Here is a 16,907-nt window from a genome sequence, read left to right as displayed (position 1 = left end):
CGCCGCCTCATCGGAGCCGCGACCATGACAGCGGCTGCAGCCCAGCTTGGCGCCCTCGCCCACAGAGCAGCGGTTGCTTCCAGCGCGCCGGCAGATCCACGGGGGCACCATGGGCGCGAAGAGAAACTCCACGTCGGCTTTCTCGAAGTCGACAACGATGTCACGCTGAGAAGAATGGTGGCGCAGAACGCAGATCCGAATGGGATCGTTCTCTTCCTGCACGGGTTTCCAGAGACCCTATATGCTTGGAAGGATATCTCCCTCGCTCTCGCAGATGAGTATGAAGTCCACGCTTTCGATTGGCCAGGCTATGGCTTTTCGGCACGGCCCTCCGTGGAGAAGTTCTCTTACTCCCCCAGGGATTACGCACGCGTTCTGGACGCCTATATAGCGAAAGCTGGCATCGATAGTTCGAAGCTCGCGATCTACGCAACGGATATCGGAGCGCTGCCAGCCCTTCTGCTCGCGCTGGAAAAACCCGGTATCGCAAGATCAATCATCGTCGGCGACTTTGCTCCGTTCAACAGGCCAGCCTACATGTACGAGAGCTTGCAAAAGCTGAAGTCGCCCGCGTCCATGGACCAAACCCGAGCCATCTTTAACAAGAATCGCGACGAAATTCTCGAAAATACCTTCACGAGAGGTTTGCCCAAGGAAACGCGCTTCGACGTTTCGCGGGAATTCAAGGACGACATGTCGCGGGGATGGACCCAAGGCGCGATGACAACGGCCGACGCGTTCTCGCACTACTACTCGCACTTTACTCGCGATCAGGATCACTTCGAGTCGCAACTGGCCCGGCTCAAGGCACCGGTGAAGGTGGTCTGGGGCGAGAAAGACCTCTACATCAGTAAAGAAATGGGTGTCGAGTTGGCCGAAAAGATTCACGCTGAACTTACAGTTCTCCCCGGGATCGGGCACTACCCTCATCTCCAGAACCCGAAACAAACCATCGATGATGTTCGGGCCTCATTCCGATAGTGAGAGCTCATGATATATCGACGGACGAAATGATGAGCAGTCGCGTGGTCGCTTCGCGAGGCAATCACGATCTTGTTCAGGAAGGAATTACCATGAACACGTCCGAAGTCTTGCCGGCCGCGCTCCTGGCCGCGCCTGGCGCAGCACCCGATCGCGGTCTACTCAGCGAAGCCAAAGGTCAGCCGGTACACGCTCATCGGCCAATCTGGCGCTGTCGTCGACCACGATTTCGAGGTTGAATCCCTTGGCGCCGGCGCGGAGGTCTTCGCCTTCACGTTCGCCTGATCGGCAGGGGTACGGCTAACCGCCTCACCGCATAAAGAACGTATTGCGCCCTCAGCGGACTGGAGGGCATCAGGAATCTGCCAGGAGCGACCATGGATACTCCCACAACCATAGAAAGCATCAACCCAGGCCGCCGAACCTTCCTAAGCAGGGCAGCCGTGGCCGCCCTAGCTACTACGTTCGGCATGCCGGTTTCATCGAAGGCGCAGCGAGCCGAAACGACGCTGCCGCCTGTCGAACCGGGCAGGAATTTTTCACTTACGGCACTGAAGCACATCAATGCTGGTGTCCTGGAAGTTGCTTACGCGGAGGCCGGTCCACCCGATGGCCCACCGGTTATCCTCCTACACGGATGGCCGTACGACATTCATAGCTTCATTGACGTCGCCCCAATGCTGGCGTCGGCCGGCTATCGCGTGCTGGTCCCCTATCTGCGCGGTTACGGGTCGACGCGCTTTCTTTCGAACGACACTTTCCGCAACGGTCAACCGTCGGCGCTCGCCGTCGACCTCATCGCCTTCATGGATGCGCTAAAGATCGGGAAAGCAGTCCTCGGCGGTTTCGACTGGGGTGCGCGATCGGCCGACATCGTCGCCGCTCTTTGGCCGGAACGCGTCAAGGCGCTCGTCGCCGTTAGCGGCTACCTAATCGGTAGCCAGGAGAGCGGCAGGATGCCTCTGCCGCCGAAGGCTGAACTTGAATGGTGGTACCAATTCTACTTCGCCACCGAACGTGGACGGATCGGATACGAGAAGAACCGGAAGGATTTTAATAGGTTGATCTGGCAGCTCGCTTCCCCCAAATGGAGCTTCGACGACGCGACGTTCGCTCGCACTGCGGCAGCATTCGAGAACCCCGATCACGTCGACATCGTCGTCCATAACTACCGCTGGCGGCTTGGCCTGGCCGAAGGCGAGTCCAAATACGCGAACCTGGAAAAGCGACTTGCCGAATTCCCGGTCATAACGGTCCCCACCATCACGTTGGAAAGCGACTCCAATGGTGTGCCACACCCGGACCCGAAGACGTACGCCAAGAAATTCGTGGGCAAGTATGAGCACCGAGACATCGAGGGCGGCATCGGGCATAACCTGCCTCAGGAGGCTCCGAAGGCTTTTGCCGATGCTATCATCGATGTCTCTCGGCCATGACGAAGATGGGCCCGAACGTTACCCGAAGGCCGCGCGCTCAGCGCCGCCCAGGCGATGCGCGCGCTCGGCCGGCCCGACAAAGCGCACGAAAGTGCGCAAGCAAAGGGGATACGGCGCAACGTCGAGGTGGCGATCAAGATGACTGCGCTGGTACACACTGACCCTTGGTTTTGGGGATCGTGGAATCGAGAAGAAAATAGCACAGCGTTAATTGAAGTGGAGTTGGCTAGGTCAGGCAGCGTCACCCTGAGCTGCGAGCCACTCACGGCAACTCCCGAAGTGGTGGAGCGGCGCGACCAATTGAACGCCTCTTCATCCACGCCGAACCGATCAGCTGAGGCAGCCTTCACGTCTCGCAATCGTTTAGGCGTGGCTCGGCGGGACAAGTCCGCATCGCGCAAGATGCAAATGGATGATCGCGACGCAGGAGGATTCGCCCCGAAAGCATGGTCGGTCGGGTTATCGACAGCGATTTGCCCATTCTCTCAATGGCAGTCAAATAGGTTGCAGTCGCCTGGCCGTTATCACGATTGCGAGACTGGCTTGGCAACCCGTCCAGGAAAACACCGTTTGGAAAACCGTTTTAGTTCGGCTCGCTCAAACGGTTTTCTTGCTAACCTCTTGATCTATATGGTGGGCGCACCAGGGCTCGAATCTGAGACCCGCTGATTAAGAGATAGCGACGGGTTGGGCACAATCAATGACTTACTGGTCGCACCACTGGACTTATCCGGCCGAAGATGGGCATTCGTCGCACAAATCCGCATTGTCAACGCGCAGCTGAACTAGGGCCCACCCTCCTATACGATTCAATCTACCGGACCTCAGGTGGGGTGCGCCCTACGTTTTCTTTCTCGGTCGACCAGTTCCGAGCAGCACGAGGAAGAAGGAAGCCGCCGTCATCAGCGTCGATATCGCCGCAATTGTGGGATCAATCTCGTCTCGAAGCGACGTGAACATGCGCTTGGTCAGCGGCTGGTATTGCCCGCCGGAGATGAACAGCGCGACGATGGTCTCATCCATCGCCGAGATGAAGGCGAAGATGCCGCCGGCGACCACGCTGGACTTGATCTGCGGCAGCGTCACCGCGAAGAAGCTGCGCAGGCGATTCATGCCGAGGCTGCGCGCCACCATCTCCTGCGCGGGATCGAAGCTCTGCAGACCCGCCAGCACCGAGATCACGACATAGGGCAGGCCCAGCATCACGTTGGCCAGCACAAGACCGGGCATGGTCGCGACCAGGCCGATCCTGGCATAGACGAAGAAGATGCCGACCGCGGTGATGATGATCGGCACCACCAGCGGCAGCAGCAGCGTCATGTGGATCAGCCGCATGGTCCGCAGCTTCGACTGGCTGATGGCATAGGCGGCGGCCACGCCGAGCGGGGTCGCCATCACGACGGTCAGCAGCGCGACCGTCAGCGTCACCCGCGTCGCCTGCATCCAGGCCGGATTTGAGAAATATTGCTGGTACCAGCGCAGTGAGAAGGACGGCGGCGGGAAGGTCAGAAAGCGCGCGCTGGAGAACGAGATCGGCGCAATGATCAGCACCGGCAGCATCAGATAGACCAGCACCAGCGCGCTGACCACGTAGAGGACGATCCGGGCGGGCGAGGCGCGCATCATTTCTGCCCCAGCACGCGATCGAGCGAGATGAAGCGGCTGACGACGAAGAAGATCGCGAGCACGCATAGGAGCAGCACCACGGCGACCGCGCTCGCGGCGCCGAACTGGTTGTAGAGCTCGACATTGCGGCTCACCAGGATCGACACCATCACGGTGCGCCCGCCACCGAGCAGCTCCGGCGTGATGTAGAAGCCGAGGCAGAGCACGAACACCATGGTGCAGCCCGCGAGCACGCCGGGCAGCGACAACGGCAGGAAGACCCGCATGAAGGTCAGCGACGGGCTCGCGCCCAGGCTGGCGCCGGCCTGCATGAGATCGTTCGGAATCTTCTGCATGGTGGCATAGAGCGGCAGGACCATGAATGGCAGCAGGATGTGCACGGTGGCAACCACCGTGCCGAACGTGTTGTGGACCAGCGCGAGCGGCTCGCTGATGACGTCGAGATAGCGCAGGAACTGGTTGATCACGCCGGTGCGCTGCAAAAGCGCCAGCCAGGCATAGGCGCGCACCAGCACGCTGGTCCAGAACGGCAGCACGACCAGCGACAGGATCAGGATGCTCCACCCTTTCGGCACCGAGTTGGCGAGGTAGGCCACTGGATAGCCGAGCAGCAACGCGATCACCGTGACTGCGAGGCTGATCTCGAAGGTCAGCGCAAAGCTGCGCCAGTAGACGTCTTCGGTGAAGATGCGGCGATAGTTTTCCAGCGTGAAGCCGTCATGGTAGATCGACTGCCAGGCGAGCCAGCCGACCGGCAGCACGATCAGCGCCAGGATCACCAGCAGCGCCGGCGACACCAATGCCAGCATCAGGCCGTGCTCTCGGCGCTGATGCTTCTGGGAGGGATCTAGCACGGATGCCGCCAACGCTGCCTCGCTTTACTTCTGCATGAACGATGCCCAGCGCTTCTCGGCGGCCTCTCCGGCCGGCGAGGACCACCAGGCGTAGGACATCAGCGCTTGCTTCGCCGCATTGGCCGGCTCGCTCGGCAATTGCGCCGCGCGCTCGGGCTTGACCACGCCCGTCTCGAAGGCCTTGGGGTTGCCCGGGCCATAATCGATGTGCAGCGGCAGATTGGCCTGGTGCACGGGATCTACGGCCTCGTTGAGGAATTTCATCGCGGTCTCGAGATTCGGCGCGCCCTTGAGGATGCAGAGCGAAGTGCTCTGCAGGATGCCCTGGTTGTAGGTAAAGGCGACCTTGGCGCCCTCCTTGGCGACGGCGCTGACGCGGCCGTTCCAGGCCATCTCCATGTCGACCTCGCCGTCATTAAGCAGCTGCGCCGACTGCGCGCCCGAGGTCCACCACACCGTGATATGCGGCTTGATCTCCTCCAGCTTCTTGAAGGCGCGGTCGACGTCGAGCGGATAGAGCTTGTCGGGCGCGACGCCGTCGGCCATCAGCGCGGCCTCGAGCGTCGCGAACGGGTGGTTGCGCAGCGCGCGGCGGCCGGGGAATTTCTTGACGTCCCAGAAATCGGCCCAGCTGTTCGGCGCGTCCTTCGGGAAGGTCTTCTGGCTGTAGGACAGCACGCTGGAATAGAACTCGTAAGACACCGAATAGGGACTGCGATAGGCCTCCGGCATCGCCGCGCCCTTGGGAATCTTCGAAAAGTCGAGCTTCTCGATCAGCCCCTGCTCGCCGCCGCGCAGGCAGTTGCCGGTCGGGGTGTCGACGACATCCCAGATCGGCTTGCCGCTGCCGACCTGCGTTTTGATCGCGGGCCAGGCATCCGGAATGGAGTCCTGGTTGATGGTGATGCCGAGCTTCTTGGCGGAGGGATCGAGGATCGCCACCGTCTGCGCCTGCTGATAGGCCCCGCCCTGCGAGACGAAGGTGATCTGCTCGGCGGCATCGGCCGCACTGGTCAGTCCGATTGCGCCCAGCAGCACGCAGCCCAACCCAATAGTCCGCTTCATGGTCATCCTCGCCTCCTCCAAATAGATCTTACTGACCGATCGCATCGAGAAACTGGTACCAGCCCGCGACCATGCGCACGGCGGGCTCACGCAGCGGATAGAACGGTATAGCCTTCATGCGCCGCGCATCGAGCAGGCCGACGTTGGGCGTCTCACCACGCACGAAGGCGGCGAGATAGCGGCCCATCAGGCTCGACATCGCAACGCCGGCACCGTTGTAGCCGATCGAGAACAGCGTGCAGTCGTCGAGCCGGCCGATATGCGGCACCGAATCCAGCGTCATCGCGACGAGCCCCGACCATTTGTGTGCGAGCGGGACATCGGCGAGATCAGGGAAGATGCCGACCATCGCCTTGCGCAAGGCGTCGAATGCGGCTTGCGAATCCTGCTTGCCGAAGGCGCCGCGGCCGCCGAAGATGACGCGGTTGTCGACCATGCGGAACCAGCGCATCATGCGCTTGGTCTCGGTATAGGTGCGCCCCGTCGGCATCAGTTTTCCCGCGAGATTGCGCGGCAGCTGCTCGGTCGCGATGATGGCGCTGCGGAAGGGGATCAGCGTGCGCTGTATCTGCACGGTGGCATCGGTCAGATCCGAATAGCTGTTGGTGGCGATGATCGCCTGCTTCGCCCGCACCGCGCCTTGCGGCGTTTCGGCGACGATGCCGTCCTTCTCGCGCCGGAGCTTGACGACGGGCGACTCCTGAAAAATCGGAACGCCGCGGCTCGCCACGCCATTTGCGAGGCCGCGCAAATAGTTCAGCGGATGGACCCCGCCCGAGCCGGGATTGAGCACGCCGCCGACAAAGATGTCCGAGCCGGTCTCCTCGCGCACGGCGTTCTTGTCGAGAATGCGAACCGCGGCCGAGCCCATCTCGCGCGTCATCCAGTTGGCCTCGTCGATCGCGGCCCGGAGCGTCGTCTCGTTATGGGCGGCCTTGACCTGGCCGGTGCGCACAAGGTTCGCGCTGGTGATGCCAAACTCGGAGACCAGCTCCTCGACCATGTCGGTCGATTCATGCGCGATCTCGTACATGCGCCGTGCCATGTCGCGGCCGTGCACGGCATCGATCTCGCGGAAGGACAGGCGGAATTTCGCCGTGATCACCCCGCCATTGCGCCCGCTCGCGCCCCAGCCGGGGCGGTTCGCCTCGAGCACGACGGGGCTGAGCCCGCTTTTGGCGATGTGGTGCGCGGCGGAGAGGCCGGTGTAGCCGGCGCCGATGACCACCACATCCGCTTGGCTCTCGCCCGACAGCACGGGAAACGCGCGCGCCGGCCCCGCCGTGGCTTCCCACAGCGAATTGACCGATGGCAGCGTGCTGGAGTCCCGTGTCATGCCGCAGCTCTCCGTTACGCCGCCGGCCCGATCGCGGCGTCGGCAAGCGCCTTCAAGGTGGGATAATGGAAGTCCGGCTTGGTCAGCCTCTCCACCGCCGGCGTGCCGCCGAAGCCGGCAATGCCCTGGCGGCGCTCGATCCAGCACACCTTGTAGCCGAGCTTCCGCGCGATCCCGATGTCGTGATACTGGCTCTGCGCGACGTGCAGGATGTCGGATTGCTTGTAGCCGAACGCCGACTGGCGGCCCCTGTTGTAGGCGAAGAATTCCGGGTTCGGTTTTGCAACGCCCGTGTCGTCGGCACAGACGGTGTCGTCGAAGGGATTGCCCAGCGCGTGCGCGTAGCAGGACAGCGCGACGCGGTCTGCGTTGGTCATGGCGACCAGGCGGAATTTAGTGCGCAGGCGCCTGAGCGCTTCGACCGAATCCGGGAACGGTCCCCAGCGCAGCACCGAGAGCTGGAACATGTCGCAGGACGCATCGTCCGCTGGCAGCCCGAGTTCGGTGGCGAGATGGCGATAGACGTGGAACATCACGTCGCTCGAGCGCTCGTAATGCTTGTCGCGGCCACGCTTGTAGGGCTCGAATATCTGCTCGTCGCTCAGCTCGGCCGCCTTCTTGCCTCCGATCTTGCGCACGGCTTCGAGCACGCCGGTTTCGAAGTCGATCAAGGTGCCGACGACGTCGAAGGTGAGAACCTTGAAATTGCTGAACGCGGCTTGGGTCGACATATCAGTTTCTTCTCTCGGGTTGGATGAGGCTTGAGTTCAGTCCCCCACCCTGGGCACGATGATGGTGTCCTCGGGGTGGAGCGTGACGGTGAGGCTGCCGCCGGGCGGTGGGATGCGGTGATAGGCCTGGTGGTAGCTCGGCTGGCGCAGGCTGAGCGCGATGCCATCGGCGAGCGCGAGGAAAATGCGCAGGCTCTCGCCCTGGTAGACGATGTCGGTGACAGTCCCGGTCAGCCGGTTACAGGCCTCATCCTGCGCACCGTCGTCGATCAGCAGCTTCTCGCTGTGCACGGCCAGCATCAAGGCATCGCCATCGCGGATGGCGCGCGCACTGCGCAGCAAGGCATTGCCGAGCGCGACGCTGGAAGCATCGACGCGGCGGACCGGCAGCATCGTCGCTTCGCCGATGAAGCTGGCGACGAAGGAATCGGCGGGATGATCGTGCAGGCGCTCAGGCTTGTCGATCTGGACCAGCCTGCCATCCTTCATCACCGCGACGCGGTCGCTCATGGTCAGCGCCTCGCGCTGGTCATGGGTGACGTAGATGATGGTGGCGCCGATTCGCCGGTGCAGCGCGCGCAACTCGATCTGCATGGATTCGCGCAGCTGCTTGTCGAGCGCGGAGAGCGGCTCATCCATCAGGATCAGGCGCGGCTCGAAGATCATGGCGCGTGCCAGCGCCACACGCTGCCGCTGGCCGCCGGAAAGCTGCGCAATGCCGCGCTCTTCATATCCGGCAAGGCCGACCATGCTGAGCGTCGCGCGCACCTTGTCCGGCCAGGAGGACTTCGGCAGGCGCCGCGCACGCAGCGGAAAGGCGACGTTCTCGCCGACGCTCATATGCGGAAACAGCGCGTAGTTCTGGAAGACGACGCCGATATCGCGCTTGTGCGGCGGCATATAGGTGACGTCGCGGCCACCGAAGAGAATGGTGCCTGAGGTCGGCAGGATGAAGCCGCCCAGAATGCCGAGCAGCGTGGTCTTGCCGGAGCCGGATGGGCCGAGCAGCGAGACGAATTCACCGGCGCCGACAGTGAGCGAAACGTCGTCGAGGGCGCGAACGGCGCCATAGGCCTTGCTGGCGGACCTGATCTCGACGCTTTCGGCTCGCTTGTCCAATGATCGACCTCGCGTGTCCCTAGCTGGCGTGCCTCGCTGCGCGCCATAAGCCTGCATTATATACAGGGAATTTGTGCAGCCACCGCCGAAGCGTGCGCTGCAGCAAATCGCCGTTCAGAGCCCCTGTATTTGGGCTGTCCTGTCGATGACACCAGACTTGCGAAAACTCGGCAATTGCCAAATTCTCACCGTGCCCATAACATGACGTTATGCCCGAGCTGCGCCGCATGCTGCCTTCCAGTAACGCCTTGTTCGTCTTCGACGCGGCGGCGCGCAATGGCAGCTTCACGGCTGCGGCCGCCGAGCTGAACGTCACGCAGCCGGCGGTGAGCCGCATGCTCGGCCAGTTCGAGGAGCATCTCGGCGTCCGCCTGTTCGATCGCACAGCGGGGCGCGCGGTGCTCACCGAGGAAGGCGAGCTCTTGTATCGCCGCGTGCTCGAAGGCTTCCGCAGCATCGAGAGCGGGCTCGTCGAGATCGAGCGGCGCCGCAAGGGCACCGAGACGGTGACGCTGTCGGTCTCCTCCGCCTTCACCACACACTGGCTGATGCCACGCATCGACAAGCTGCAGAAACAGTTTCCGCAAGTCGATCTGCGCTTTCAGCTGATCTCCGGCGCGCTGCGCGGGCCGGTCGAGAATGTCGATCTCGGCATGCGCTTCCGCGATCGCGACGAGCCGTCCTCCGGCGGTACGCTGGTCATGAAAGAAGTGATGCTGCCGATGTGCAGTCCCGGCTATCTCGGCGAGACCGATCCTACCGAGGGCAACACCATCATTCGTCTCGCCGAGACACCGGGCGATTGGGCCGCGGATTACCCATCGCTTCTGACCGGGCGCCGCGGCGTAGCCAAGGGACTGAGTTTCACGGATTATGCCGTAGTGGTGCAGGCCGCCCTGCTAGGTCAGGGCATCGCTCTCGGCTGGCTGACGGTGACCTCGTATTGGCTTCTGACCGGCGCACTGGTGCCGGCCTCCGGCACACTGGTCACCACACGCCGTCTCTGCGAGTTTCTGCCGCCCCGCCACCGGCCCATGCGGCCCATCGCCGCCGAAATCCGAGATTGGATCGTCGCACAGATGCGAAAAGAAGTGGCCACGATCGACCGGCAATATCCGCAACTTGGATTGATGTCCGCTTGCTACGGCTTGAGCGTTACACGCTAGAATTGATAGCTCATTGAGCTGTCCATCTACGGTTATCTCGGCGATGGAAATCTGCACAACGTGCTCGTTCCTACCGGCCTCGAGCGGCTGGAGTTCACCAAGCGGGTGGAAGGAAGGCATCCTGTCGCTGCAACTCTACGACACGGCCGCGGCGCTCGGCGGCACGTTCAGCGCGGAGCACGGCGTCGGTCGATTCAAGAAGCACCTTCTGGAGCGGTACGGCGATCTCGGACGCATCGCGGCGATGCGCCGGATCAAGACCGCCTTTGATCCGGCGGACATCATGAACGCCGGCACGATCGTTCGCCCATTGGGAGAGAAGTCTGCCTGTTGAACCATCGGCCGGCGAGCTGGCGATGCTTTCGTCCAGGTCCAAACGGTGGGTCTTCGGCCGAGGCACCTCGATCAGCCAAATCATCTTGTCCATAAAGAAAGAGCCACTCCGAAAGAGTGACTCAAGTTGGGCAGGAAACGCCGCTTTGGGACTGCTAAATCGCGATCAGGCCGCGACCTGTTCGATCGGTGAGGATGGCAGACCGAGGCTCTCGGCCACGGGCCTTGAAGTTAGCTGTCCGCGATGGACATTAAGTCCTGCAACGAGATGGCGATCTTCGAGCACAACTCCGAATCCTTTGTTCGTCAGGGTGCGCGTCAGGCCTGACTTCCGGCTCGATCTTCAGATGGCGGCGATGTCCAGCTTCGAGCCGTCGACCAGACGCGACAGCCGGAATGGTGTGGGATCGACGCAAGGCGTGTCGTGACGACAAGCTGCGCGGCCAGATAGCCGAGCCCCGGGCCCAAACCGAAGCCGTGACCCGAGCAGCCCGCCGCGAGGACGAGGCCTTCCACCCCGTCCACCTGCGACCTTCCAAATTTGCAGGCCCAGTGACAGTCGAACTCAGGATTGACGATCATGATGCTGAATTCCGAGCGGCCGCCATCAGTATTTGCGTGCTAGGGCGGCATGGAGTGGACATGCGAGATGTGCCGGTCGATCGCCTGGCATCGCCCATCATCACGGCGTTGCTTCACGACGGAGAGCACAATGGTCGCGCTGGTCGTCAGCGCTACCGATAAGGGGTACAAGTCGTACGAAATCGTAGTTTGGCGTAGAAAATCGTACGATTGGTAGCGGGGGAGCACTACCGCCATTTTCCCCCACGATCCAAACCTACGATATCTCAGGCTTGAGCAGATCGATGACGACGGGCATTTTCTCTGCGGACACGCCTTTCGGCACCGCAAAGCAACATTGCGTCGGCGACGGGATCGGCCAAGACTTGGCGCAGTTTGCGTAAATCCTTCGAATTGGTGATCCGACGATCGGCGACCTTCTGCACCACGGCATCGATATCGACGATGGCCGTAGATGTCGAAATGGGAACTGTGCATTGTTTCGACGCTGCGACCGCAAGCCTCTACGGGACTGACGTTTTGTCCTGACGTCCCCCACGCACGAGCTCAACTAGCGCGAACGCCGCGGATTGATGCTTGGCTGTTCAGATTTTGAGGAGGGTATTCATGCCGACAGAAATAATTCTGCCTCGTCTCTACGAAAGAGATATCGATGTGTTGCTGCAGGAGGAGTTGATATTCAACGAAGCAGTCTGCAACGTTTTTTCCTCGGCTTTGGGCGTAAACGCTCCGCTGCGGATCAGCGAGTGTTCATTGTCTGTCGTGGATGAGCGAAACAGATTTGTTTGCGCGCTTTCGAGTCGAAGATAGGATTGGCGTTCTCCTAATTGAAAACAAGATCGATGCGGCGTTCCAGCCGACGCTGCCGGAACGATATAAGGCTCGCGCGCGCGAGATGGCAACTAACGACCATGCAGCATATTGCGTCTTGATTGCTCCAGCGAAGTACATGAACGGCAATACAGCCGCCGAGCATTTTGATGCGTGTGTCACATACGAGGACCTCGCTCGGGCTATCAACGCCCAGGACACGGAGCGAGGAAAACACCGAGCTGCGCTCCTGCTTCGAGCTGTGCAGCAGTCCAAAAGCTCATACATGGTCATTCCCGCACCTAACGTTACGGCCATGTGGCAGCGGATCTATGAGATCGCTAGAGCTGAATTCCCGGCGCTAGGGATGAAGGCACCAACCGATAAAGGTGAGCAGTCGTGGTGGGTGATCTTCAAAGGAAATCTTCCGCCACGCATCACCGTGGATTGGAAGTGAAGAATGGGTTGGTGGACCTCTCGTTCTGGAACGGCGCGCCCCACAAGCCTACCGCCAGTTCTGAGGTGCCACCTGGAGCATCGTTTGTGACTAGTGGAACGACGACGATGTTTCGACTCATTGTTGAAAAGCCGTCAAAGGATTGGGTCGAGCTAACCGACCCTCTAATTCGCAAAGCACTAGCGGTCGCGGAAAGCTTGATCAGTTTCCACAACACGAATGCGCCTGCTTTCGAACCCGCCGCAGTGAACCCAAAACCCTAACTACCCAGCTCGACCGAGAGGTCGCTCCGGTTAAGCATTGGAAACCATCATGAGGCCCATCCGGGGCCTCTTTTGATTCAAGGGAGAAAGAAGATGTCAAAGAAGCCGACCAAATCGAAAACGACGAAGCCCGCAACATCGAAAACGCCGCGGCTTCCAACCAGGACTGTCGCATGTTCGGTTTAGATAAAGACCGAAAGCCACACGCGGCACGCTTCTCGGGAGAGAATGAAGCGTGCTGGCAAAAGCCGCAGCCACAATGGGAATGCGGCTCGCGGTGCCGATCTCGAAAAAGCACTTGGAAATTGTGAGCAAACTGCCGGTCGGTAAGATCCATGCGACCGGCAACGGTCTTGTGCCGAACGTGGATCAGAAACTTTATGACCAGATCAATGCACTAGTCGGCGGAGACACTGGCTCGATTTCTTCGTCTCTCCCAAAGTCTTGGAAGGAGCTTGTACCTGGCCATGTGGTCCTTGCTCAAGACGGTCTGGAAGACGGCTGGTGGGAGGCGATCATTGTCAAAAAAAGTGCTGACGCTTTAACGCTTAGATGGCGAGACTATCCTGGGCAATCCGAGTTTGTGCGCCCCATCGCCTGGCATTACATCGCGCCCGGCAAGCCGACGCAGAATGCCTTCATCGAAAGCTTCAATGGCCGTCTCCGAGACGAATTGTTGAACGAGACGCTGTTCACGTCGCTGGCCCAGGCACGGGTCGAACTCCGACATTGGCGGGCCGACTACAACGATACGCGACCTCACTCGCAACTCGGATGGAAAACACCATCGGAGTTTGCCTTCACCTGCAACCCGCGACGGGATCTGGCGCTGCGCTATGCCGATGGCTCCGCACCAGCTCCCGTCGCTACCACCGCCCATTCGCATAAATCCAACAGCCGGGGCGAACTCAGGACTGGATAAAACTTGGGGGCAAGGTCAGAGGCCATCACCGTACACGACGATTTTTGCAAAGATTCCGATCCCTACGGAGAGCATGATTTCGGCTCGGTGAAAGTCGACGGCCACACGATCCTTTTCAAAGTAGACTATTTCGTCGAACGATATGACTCAAGGGTCGCCCGACCCATCGGATCCTACCGTTACAAACGAATTCTCACAATCATGCTGGCGGAAGAGTACTAGCGGCCCAGTCAGTCGTCCTTAGTTGCCACCCTTCGCTTGATGGCTTCTCGGGTGTCGAAACCAATCGCTTCTGCAAACGCGATAAGCTGCACGACATCGAGCTTCCGCTGGCCGGTCTCGACGGAAGCGACAAAAGACTGGTACCGCTTCAACTTCGCAGCGACTTCGGTCTGCGTAAGACCGGCCTTCTTCCTCTTCTCAATCAGAAACAATCGAAGCGCCTCGTGCCGCGTCGATTGGAGTGTCCGAGACATCGATTCGCCCACCAGGTAAGGGGGCAAACAAATAATCCGGGTTCCGGATTATCTAAAAAACAGATATTATTTCAAACGCATGATTGGCTGCGGGGTTCAAATGGGTAGGACGGCAGAAGTTGAAGAACATGTTGAGCGCGGCGAAGTAACACAAGCCCAAGGCAAAGGCCGAGGAGATTGGTTAAGACGCTGCAAACTGCCGGTGATCTTAAGCGCACCCGGACTTCTGGTTCTATACAGCGCCAGCTTCTTCGCCGCTTTCGGAATAGCTTCCAACGCGCAAGGCAGTGAGAACGTCCGGTACCCTAACGTTGTGTTGCCAGGCTCCAATGTCGAGCGGACAACTGTGCATGCAGAGGTATACCGCCCCCCCGGCACCGGCACCTTTCCTGCGATCATGGTCCTTCATGGTTGTGGCGCCGTTGACGCTCATCACAAGCGGTGGGCTGAGAGGCTGGTCTCCTGGGGCTATGTTGCCGTTGTCATTGACAGCTTCTCGCCGCGGGGCTTCGGAAACATTTGCAAAGAGACTACCTCTGTTACCCCCGAGATGCGCGTTTCGGACATCTATGGCACCGCGGAATATCTCCGGAAACTCCCTTACATTGCTAAGGACAGGATCGGCTTGCTCGGCTTTTCGCACGGAGCTTGGACAATCATGAAGGCCGTTCAAGTGAAGTACCAATTAAAGCTGTTTGGAGTCCGCGGTGCAGTGGCCTACTACCCGTATTGCAATCCCAAACTTGACGCCAACATTGACGTCCCTCTCCTCGTTCTCATCGGAGAAGATGACGACTGGACGCCCGCACCGCTGTGCCGCGAATTGCAGGCCGCTATATCGAAAGTCGCTCCGTTTGAGATGGTATTTTATCCTGGAGCGCGCCATGCCTTTGATCGCCCACAGGGCGCGACAGAAGTAAGCGGCTGGAGTGTGGGAGGCGGCGTGAGGAAACACAAAATAGGCGGAGATCCGAAAGCCGCCGAGGATTCATTCAAGCGAACAAGGGAATACTTCAAACGAGCGTTTGACAGAGCTACGCCGTAGTACACAAATTTCGATTTTTGGTGGGCTCTATTACTGAGTTCGGCCAAGGGGGCAGTTTGGATGATCCGCAATGTTATCACGGTAATAATCGTCGCTCTGAGCGTCTCAATGGCCGACGCTGAAGAAGTGACAATCCCTTGGAAGCAGAATTTTACGTACACGACCGATGAGGTCTTTGATTCCAGCAAGCCGCTTACCGTAGGCCGAACAGGCCGAACCATTCGTTTTATGAATGGCGCTCCCGAAGAGGGGAGGAAAGTACAAAAGACTGGCAATCTTAGGGGCGAGTATAGTCACCCCAAGAGAGTGACGGGACCAGTGCCTATCGTCATTCTGATGCACGGTTGCTCTGGCTTAACCAAGCCGGTTCTCGACTGGGCCAAAGAAAAAGGAAGGATGCTTCTAGACAATGGCATGGGCGTGCTCGTCCTCGACAGCTTTGGCCCTCGTCAGGTTAACAAAACCTGCGGTCCGCCCAATTACCACTGGGGATGGCGTCGAGTAGAGGATGCATACTCCGCATTGGCTTGGCTTATTGATACTAAACGAGCTCTCCCGGATAAGGTATTTGTCATAGGCCGCAGCAATGGCGGAACCACAGCAATCATGATCGCAACAAAGTCCGCTGTTGCCGGTCATCAAGAATATAAGTTCGCTCGGACATTTGCTATCTCCCCCGCCTGTAACGAGATGGAAAAGTTCGACTTTGCAATCCCGGTTACCATTTTCATCGGCGACAAGGATATGGCCAACGACTTCAAGCTATGCACCGCTATCGATGGGAAGGACAGCCTGATCAAAACAGTTCTGTTCAAAGGGGTTCACCACGGCTTCGAGGATAGGGCGCCTCCCTACGTCTTCAACGGTTGGCGCATGGAGCACAATCCAAAAGCCGATAAAGAATCTATGGATGAAATTCTGAGGGTCATCCAATCCGGCGATACTAAGCGCGCATCTCATCAATAGGATGATGCGGCCGCCTCTCTCATTCAGCAGTTTCAAACAATCTACAGAAAATCAGCGTTCTAAAGTCTTCGCGTCGCGGCCACGTTTCGCCTCGACCATCGCCTGAAACGTCGCAGGCGATTCTAATTTACAGCATCTCAACTTTGGAGGTGCTTATGAAAAAGTCAGCAGCGTCGTTGGGGAGGTCGAGCCGTAAGATTGTCGCCCGAATCCAAAAGGTGCGGAGGGCTGCTGAAAGAGCTGCGAAAAGAAAACAACGGTTCGCGGATTACAGATACCTGCGAGCCGTTTTGCGTGCATACAGCTATTTCGACGACGAGGATCTATTATCCCATCTGTTGGAAGTCGCCCCGAGCACCCTGATGACACCAGTCCGAGTGGGTTGGCATCCTTTGCGGGTGATCATCGAAGCTAGTTGCATTCAACCCGATCTGCGAATGCGGAGCCGATGGACGCGAGCTTTGGAATATGCAGTCGCGCAAGACATTGATCCGAACGACCTAGTGCGGTTCATCCGAGCGCATAACGGGATCGCCGGATGTGCGGATCTCGCGAGCAAGATCAAGGCGAGATGACCTGCCACTGAACTTTCATCCGGCAGCGGTTAGAGTCTCGGGGGTTTGTACGCCGAGTGGCGCAAGTGGAGCAACGGGCGATCGGCGGAGCTGGTCGGGGTTGCGCAGCCGATCGCCCGTTGCGGTGAATGTGGCAGCGTAGGCCGCCGGGGTGAGGTATTTCA

The 16,907-nt window shown here is 59.7% G+C and carries 16 protein-coding genes and 3 pseudogenes; 10 read left to right on the top strand and 9 right to left on the bottom strand.

The genetic code is table 11. The annotated features are described in order from the left end of the window. Positions 1-24 precede the first annotated feature (24 nt). The 3 genes from IVA98_RS16215 to IVA98_RS16205 all read left to right on the top strand — a co-directional run bounded on the left by IVA98_RS16215 (position 25) and on the right by IVA98_RS16205 (position 3,086). Positions 25-981, top strand: coding sequence for an alpha/beta fold hydrolase (locus tag IVA98_RS16215; protein ID WP_524536383.1), 957 nt, complete (start codon positions 25-27; stop codon positions 979-981). A 377-nt stretch (positions 982-1,358) separates the two neighbouring features. Beyond that, positions 1,359-2,417, top strand: coding sequence for an alpha/beta fold hydrolase (locus IVA98_RS16210; RefSeq protein ID WP_247300650.1), 1,059 nt, complete (start codon positions 1,359-1,361; stop codon positions 2,415-2,417). Between the two features lie 54 nt (positions 2,418-2,471). Continuing rightward, the gene (locus IVA98_RS16205) at positions 2,472-3,086 is read left to right on the top strand and encodes a hypothetical protein (RefSeq protein ID WP_247355195.1); all 615 of its coding nucleotides are present in this window, start codon (positions 2,472-2,474) and stop codon (positions 3,084-3,086) included. Between the two features lie 171 nt (positions 3,087-3,257). Here IVA98_RS16205 and IVA98_RS16200 read toward each other — a convergent pair whose 3' ends face one another. The 6 genes from IVA98_RS16200 to IVA98_RS16175 all read right to left on the bottom strand — a co-directional run bounded on the left by IVA98_RS16200 (position 3,258) and on the right by IVA98_RS16175 (position 9,148). Then, on the bottom strand, positions 3,258-4,043 hold the full coding sequence (locus IVA98_RS16200; RefSeq protein ID WP_247300646.1) for an ABC transporter permease: 786 nt from the start codon (positions 4,041-4,043) through the stop codon (positions 3,258-3,260). Then, positions 4,040-4,852 (bottom strand): ABC transporter permease, encoded by an 813-nt coding sequence (locus IVA98_RS16195; protein WP_247355228.1) that lies wholly within the window; start codon positions 4,850-4,852, stop codon positions 4,040-4,042. Before IVA98_RS16195 ends, IVA98_RS16200 begins: the two co-directional genes overlap by 4 nt. 69 nt (positions 4,853-4,921) lie before the next feature. After that, on the bottom strand, positions 4,922-5,968 hold the full coding sequence (locus IVA98_RS16190; protein ID WP_247300644.1) for an ABC transporter substrate-binding protein: 1,047 nt from the start codon (positions 5,966-5,968) through the stop codon (positions 4,922-4,924). A 22-nt stretch (positions 5,969-5,990) separates the two neighbouring features. Beyond that, a complete protein-coding gene (locus IVA98_RS16185; protein WP_247300642.1) occupies positions 5,991-7,298 on the bottom strand; it encodes an NAD(P)/FAD-dependent oxidoreductase in 1,308 nt (435 codons plus the stop codon). A 14-nt stretch (positions 7,299-7,312) separates the two neighbouring features. Continuing rightward, complete coding sequence (locus IVA98_RS16180; RefSeq protein WP_247355194.1) at positions 7,313-8,029, bottom strand: HAD family hydrolase; 717 nt, start codon at positions 8,027-8,029, stop codon at positions 7,313-7,315. 36 nt (positions 8,030-8,065) lie between these two features. Further along, complete coding sequence (locus IVA98_RS16175) at positions 8,066-9,148, bottom strand: ABC transporter ATP-binding protein (protein WP_247355193.1); 1,083 nt, start codon at positions 9,146-9,148, stop codon at positions 8,066-8,068. Positions 9,149-9,357: 209 nt separating this feature from the next. Here IVA98_RS16175 and IVA98_RS16170 point away from each other — a divergent pair, with 209 nt between their 5' ends. Both IVA98_RS16170 and IVA98_RS16165 read left to right on the top strand, forming a co-directional pair. Beyond that, positions 9,358-10,314, top strand: a complete 957-nt coding sequence (locus IVA98_RS16170) for a LysR family transcriptional regulator (RefSeq protein WP_247300636.1) — start codon at positions 9,358-9,360, stop codon at positions 10,312-10,314. Positions 10,315-10,357: 43 nt separating this feature from the next. After that, positions 10,358-10,648 carry an FAD-binding oxidoreductase gene (locus IVA98_RS16165; RefSeq protein WP_247300635.1) on the top strand — a complete coding sequence of 97 codons (291 nt, stop codon included), beginning with the start codon at positions 10,358-10,360 and terminating at the stop codon, positions 10,646-10,648. 342 nt (positions 10,649-10,990) lie between these two features. On the opposite strand, the pseudogene IVA98_RS16160 reads toward IVA98_RS16165, so the two are convergent. Beyond that, a pseudogene (locus tag IVA98_RS16160) lies at positions 10,991-11,178 on the bottom strand (D-amino-acid oxidase); the annotation flags it as partial. Positions 11,179-11,995: 817 nt separating this feature from the next. Between IVA98_RS16160 and IVA98_RS16155 the strand changes: the two are divergent. From IVA98_RS16155 to IVA98_RS37650, 3 genes and pseudogenes are all read left to right on the top strand, one after another. Further along, positions 11,996-12,496, top strand: coding sequence for a hypothetical protein (locus IVA98_RS16155; RefSeq protein ID WP_247355192.1), 501 nt, complete (start codon positions 11,996-11,998; stop codon positions 12,494-12,496). An 855-nt stretch (positions 12,497-13,351) separates the two neighbouring features. Beyond that, positions 13,352-13,681: pseudogene (locus IVA98_RS16150) on the top strand (integrase core domain-containing protein); the annotation flags it as partial. A gap of 3 nt (positions 13,682-13,684) precedes the next feature. After that, positions 13,685-13,903, top strand: a complete 219-nt coding sequence (locus tag IVA98_RS37650; protein ID WP_524536381.1) for a DUF3768 domain-containing protein — start codon at positions 13,685-13,687, stop codon at positions 13,901-13,903. 8 nt (positions 13,904-13,911) lie between these two features. Here IVA98_RS37650 and relB read toward each other — a convergent pair whose 3' ends face one another. After that, entirely contained in the window at positions 13,912-14,115 is a 204-nt protein-coding gene (gene relB / locus IVA98_RS16145) for a type II toxin-antitoxin system RelB family anti-toxin (protein ID WP_247300630.1), read from the bottom strand. A 142-nt stretch (positions 14,116-14,257) separates the two neighbouring features. Between relB and IVA98_RS16140 the strand changes: the two genes are divergently transcribed. Both IVA98_RS16140 and IVA98_RS16135 read left to right on the top strand, forming a co-directional pair. After that, positions 14,258-15,202, top strand: coding sequence for a dienelactone hydrolase family protein (locus tag IVA98_RS16140; protein WP_247300628.1), 945 nt, complete (start codon positions 14,258-14,260; stop codon positions 15,200-15,202). 60 nt (positions 15,203-15,262) lie between these two features. Further along, positions 15,263-16,168 (top strand): dienelactone hydrolase family protein, encoded by a 906-nt coding sequence (locus IVA98_RS16135; RefSeq protein ID WP_247355191.1) that lies wholly within the window; start codon positions 15,263-15,265, stop codon positions 16,166-16,168. Between the two features lie 590 nt (positions 16,169-16,758). On the opposite strand, the pseudogene IVA98_RS16130 reads toward IVA98_RS16135, so the two are convergent. Beyond that, positions 16,759-16,907, bottom strand: a pseudogene (locus IVA98_RS16130) (IS3 family transposase); the annotation flags it as partial.

This window comes from Bradyrhizobium sp. 160, assembly GCF_023073735.1.
In the GTDB taxonomy this organism is placed as follows: domain Bacteria; phylum Pseudomonadota; class Alphaproteobacteria; order Rhizobiales; family Xanthobacteraceae; genus Bradyrhizobium.
This window is presented reverse-complemented; position numbering and strand designations above follow the sequence as displayed.

Excerpts from the sequence above, each read along its gene's own strand:
- IVA98_RS16215 (WP_524536383.1), top strand. The coding sequence starts at position 25 with ATGACAGCGGCTGCAGCCCAGCTTGGCGCCCTCGCCCACAGAGCAGCG.
- IVA98_RS16210 (WP_247300650.1), top strand. The coding sequence starts at position 1,359 with ATGGATACTCCCACAACCATAGAAAGCATCAACCCAGGCCGCCGAACC.
- IVA98_RS16205 (WP_247355195.1), top strand. The coding sequence starts at position 2,472 with ATGCGCGCGCTCGGCCGGCCCGACAAAGCGCACGAAAGTGCGCAAGCA.
- IVA98_RS16200 (WP_247300646.1), bottom strand. The coding sequence starts at position 4,043 with ATGATGCGCGCCTCGCCCGCCCGGATCGTCCTCTACGTGGTCAGCGCG.
- IVA98_RS16195 (WP_247355228.1), bottom strand. The coding sequence starts at position 4,852 with ATGCTGGCATTGGTGTCGCCGGCGCTGCTGGTGATCCTGGCGCTGATC.
- IVA98_RS16190 (WP_247300644.1), bottom strand. The coding sequence starts at position 5,968 with ATGACCATGAAGCGGACTATTGGGTTGGGCTGCGTGCTGCTGGGCGCA.
- IVA98_RS16185 (WP_247300642.1), bottom strand. The coding sequence starts at position 7,298 with ATGACACGGGACTCCAGCACGCTGCCATCGGTCAATTCGCTGTGGGAA.
- IVA98_RS16180 (WP_247355194.1), bottom strand. The coding sequence starts at position 8,029 with ATGTCGACCCAAGCCGCGTTCAGCAATTTCAAGGTTCTCACCTTCGAC.
- IVA98_RS16170 (WP_247300636.1), top strand. The coding sequence starts at position 9,358 with ATGCCCGAGCTGCGCCGCATGCTGCCTTCCAGTAACGCCTTGTTCGTC.
- IVA98_RS16165 (WP_247300635.1), top strand. The coding sequence starts at position 10,358 with ATGGAAATCTGCACAACGTGCTCGTTCCTACCGGCCTCGAGCGGCTGG.
- IVA98_RS16155 (WP_247355192.1), top strand. The coding sequence starts at position 11,996 with ATGAGCGAAACAGATTTGTTTGCGCGCTTTCGAGTCGAAGATAGGATT.
- IVA98_RS16140 (WP_247300628.1), top strand. The coding sequence starts at position 14,258 with ATGGGTAGGACGGCAGAAGTTGAAGAACATGTTGAGCGCGGCGAAGTA.
- IVA98_RS16135 (WP_247355191.1), top strand. The coding sequence starts at position 15,263 with ATGATCCGCAATGTTATCACGGTAATAATCGTCGCTCTGAGCGTCTCA.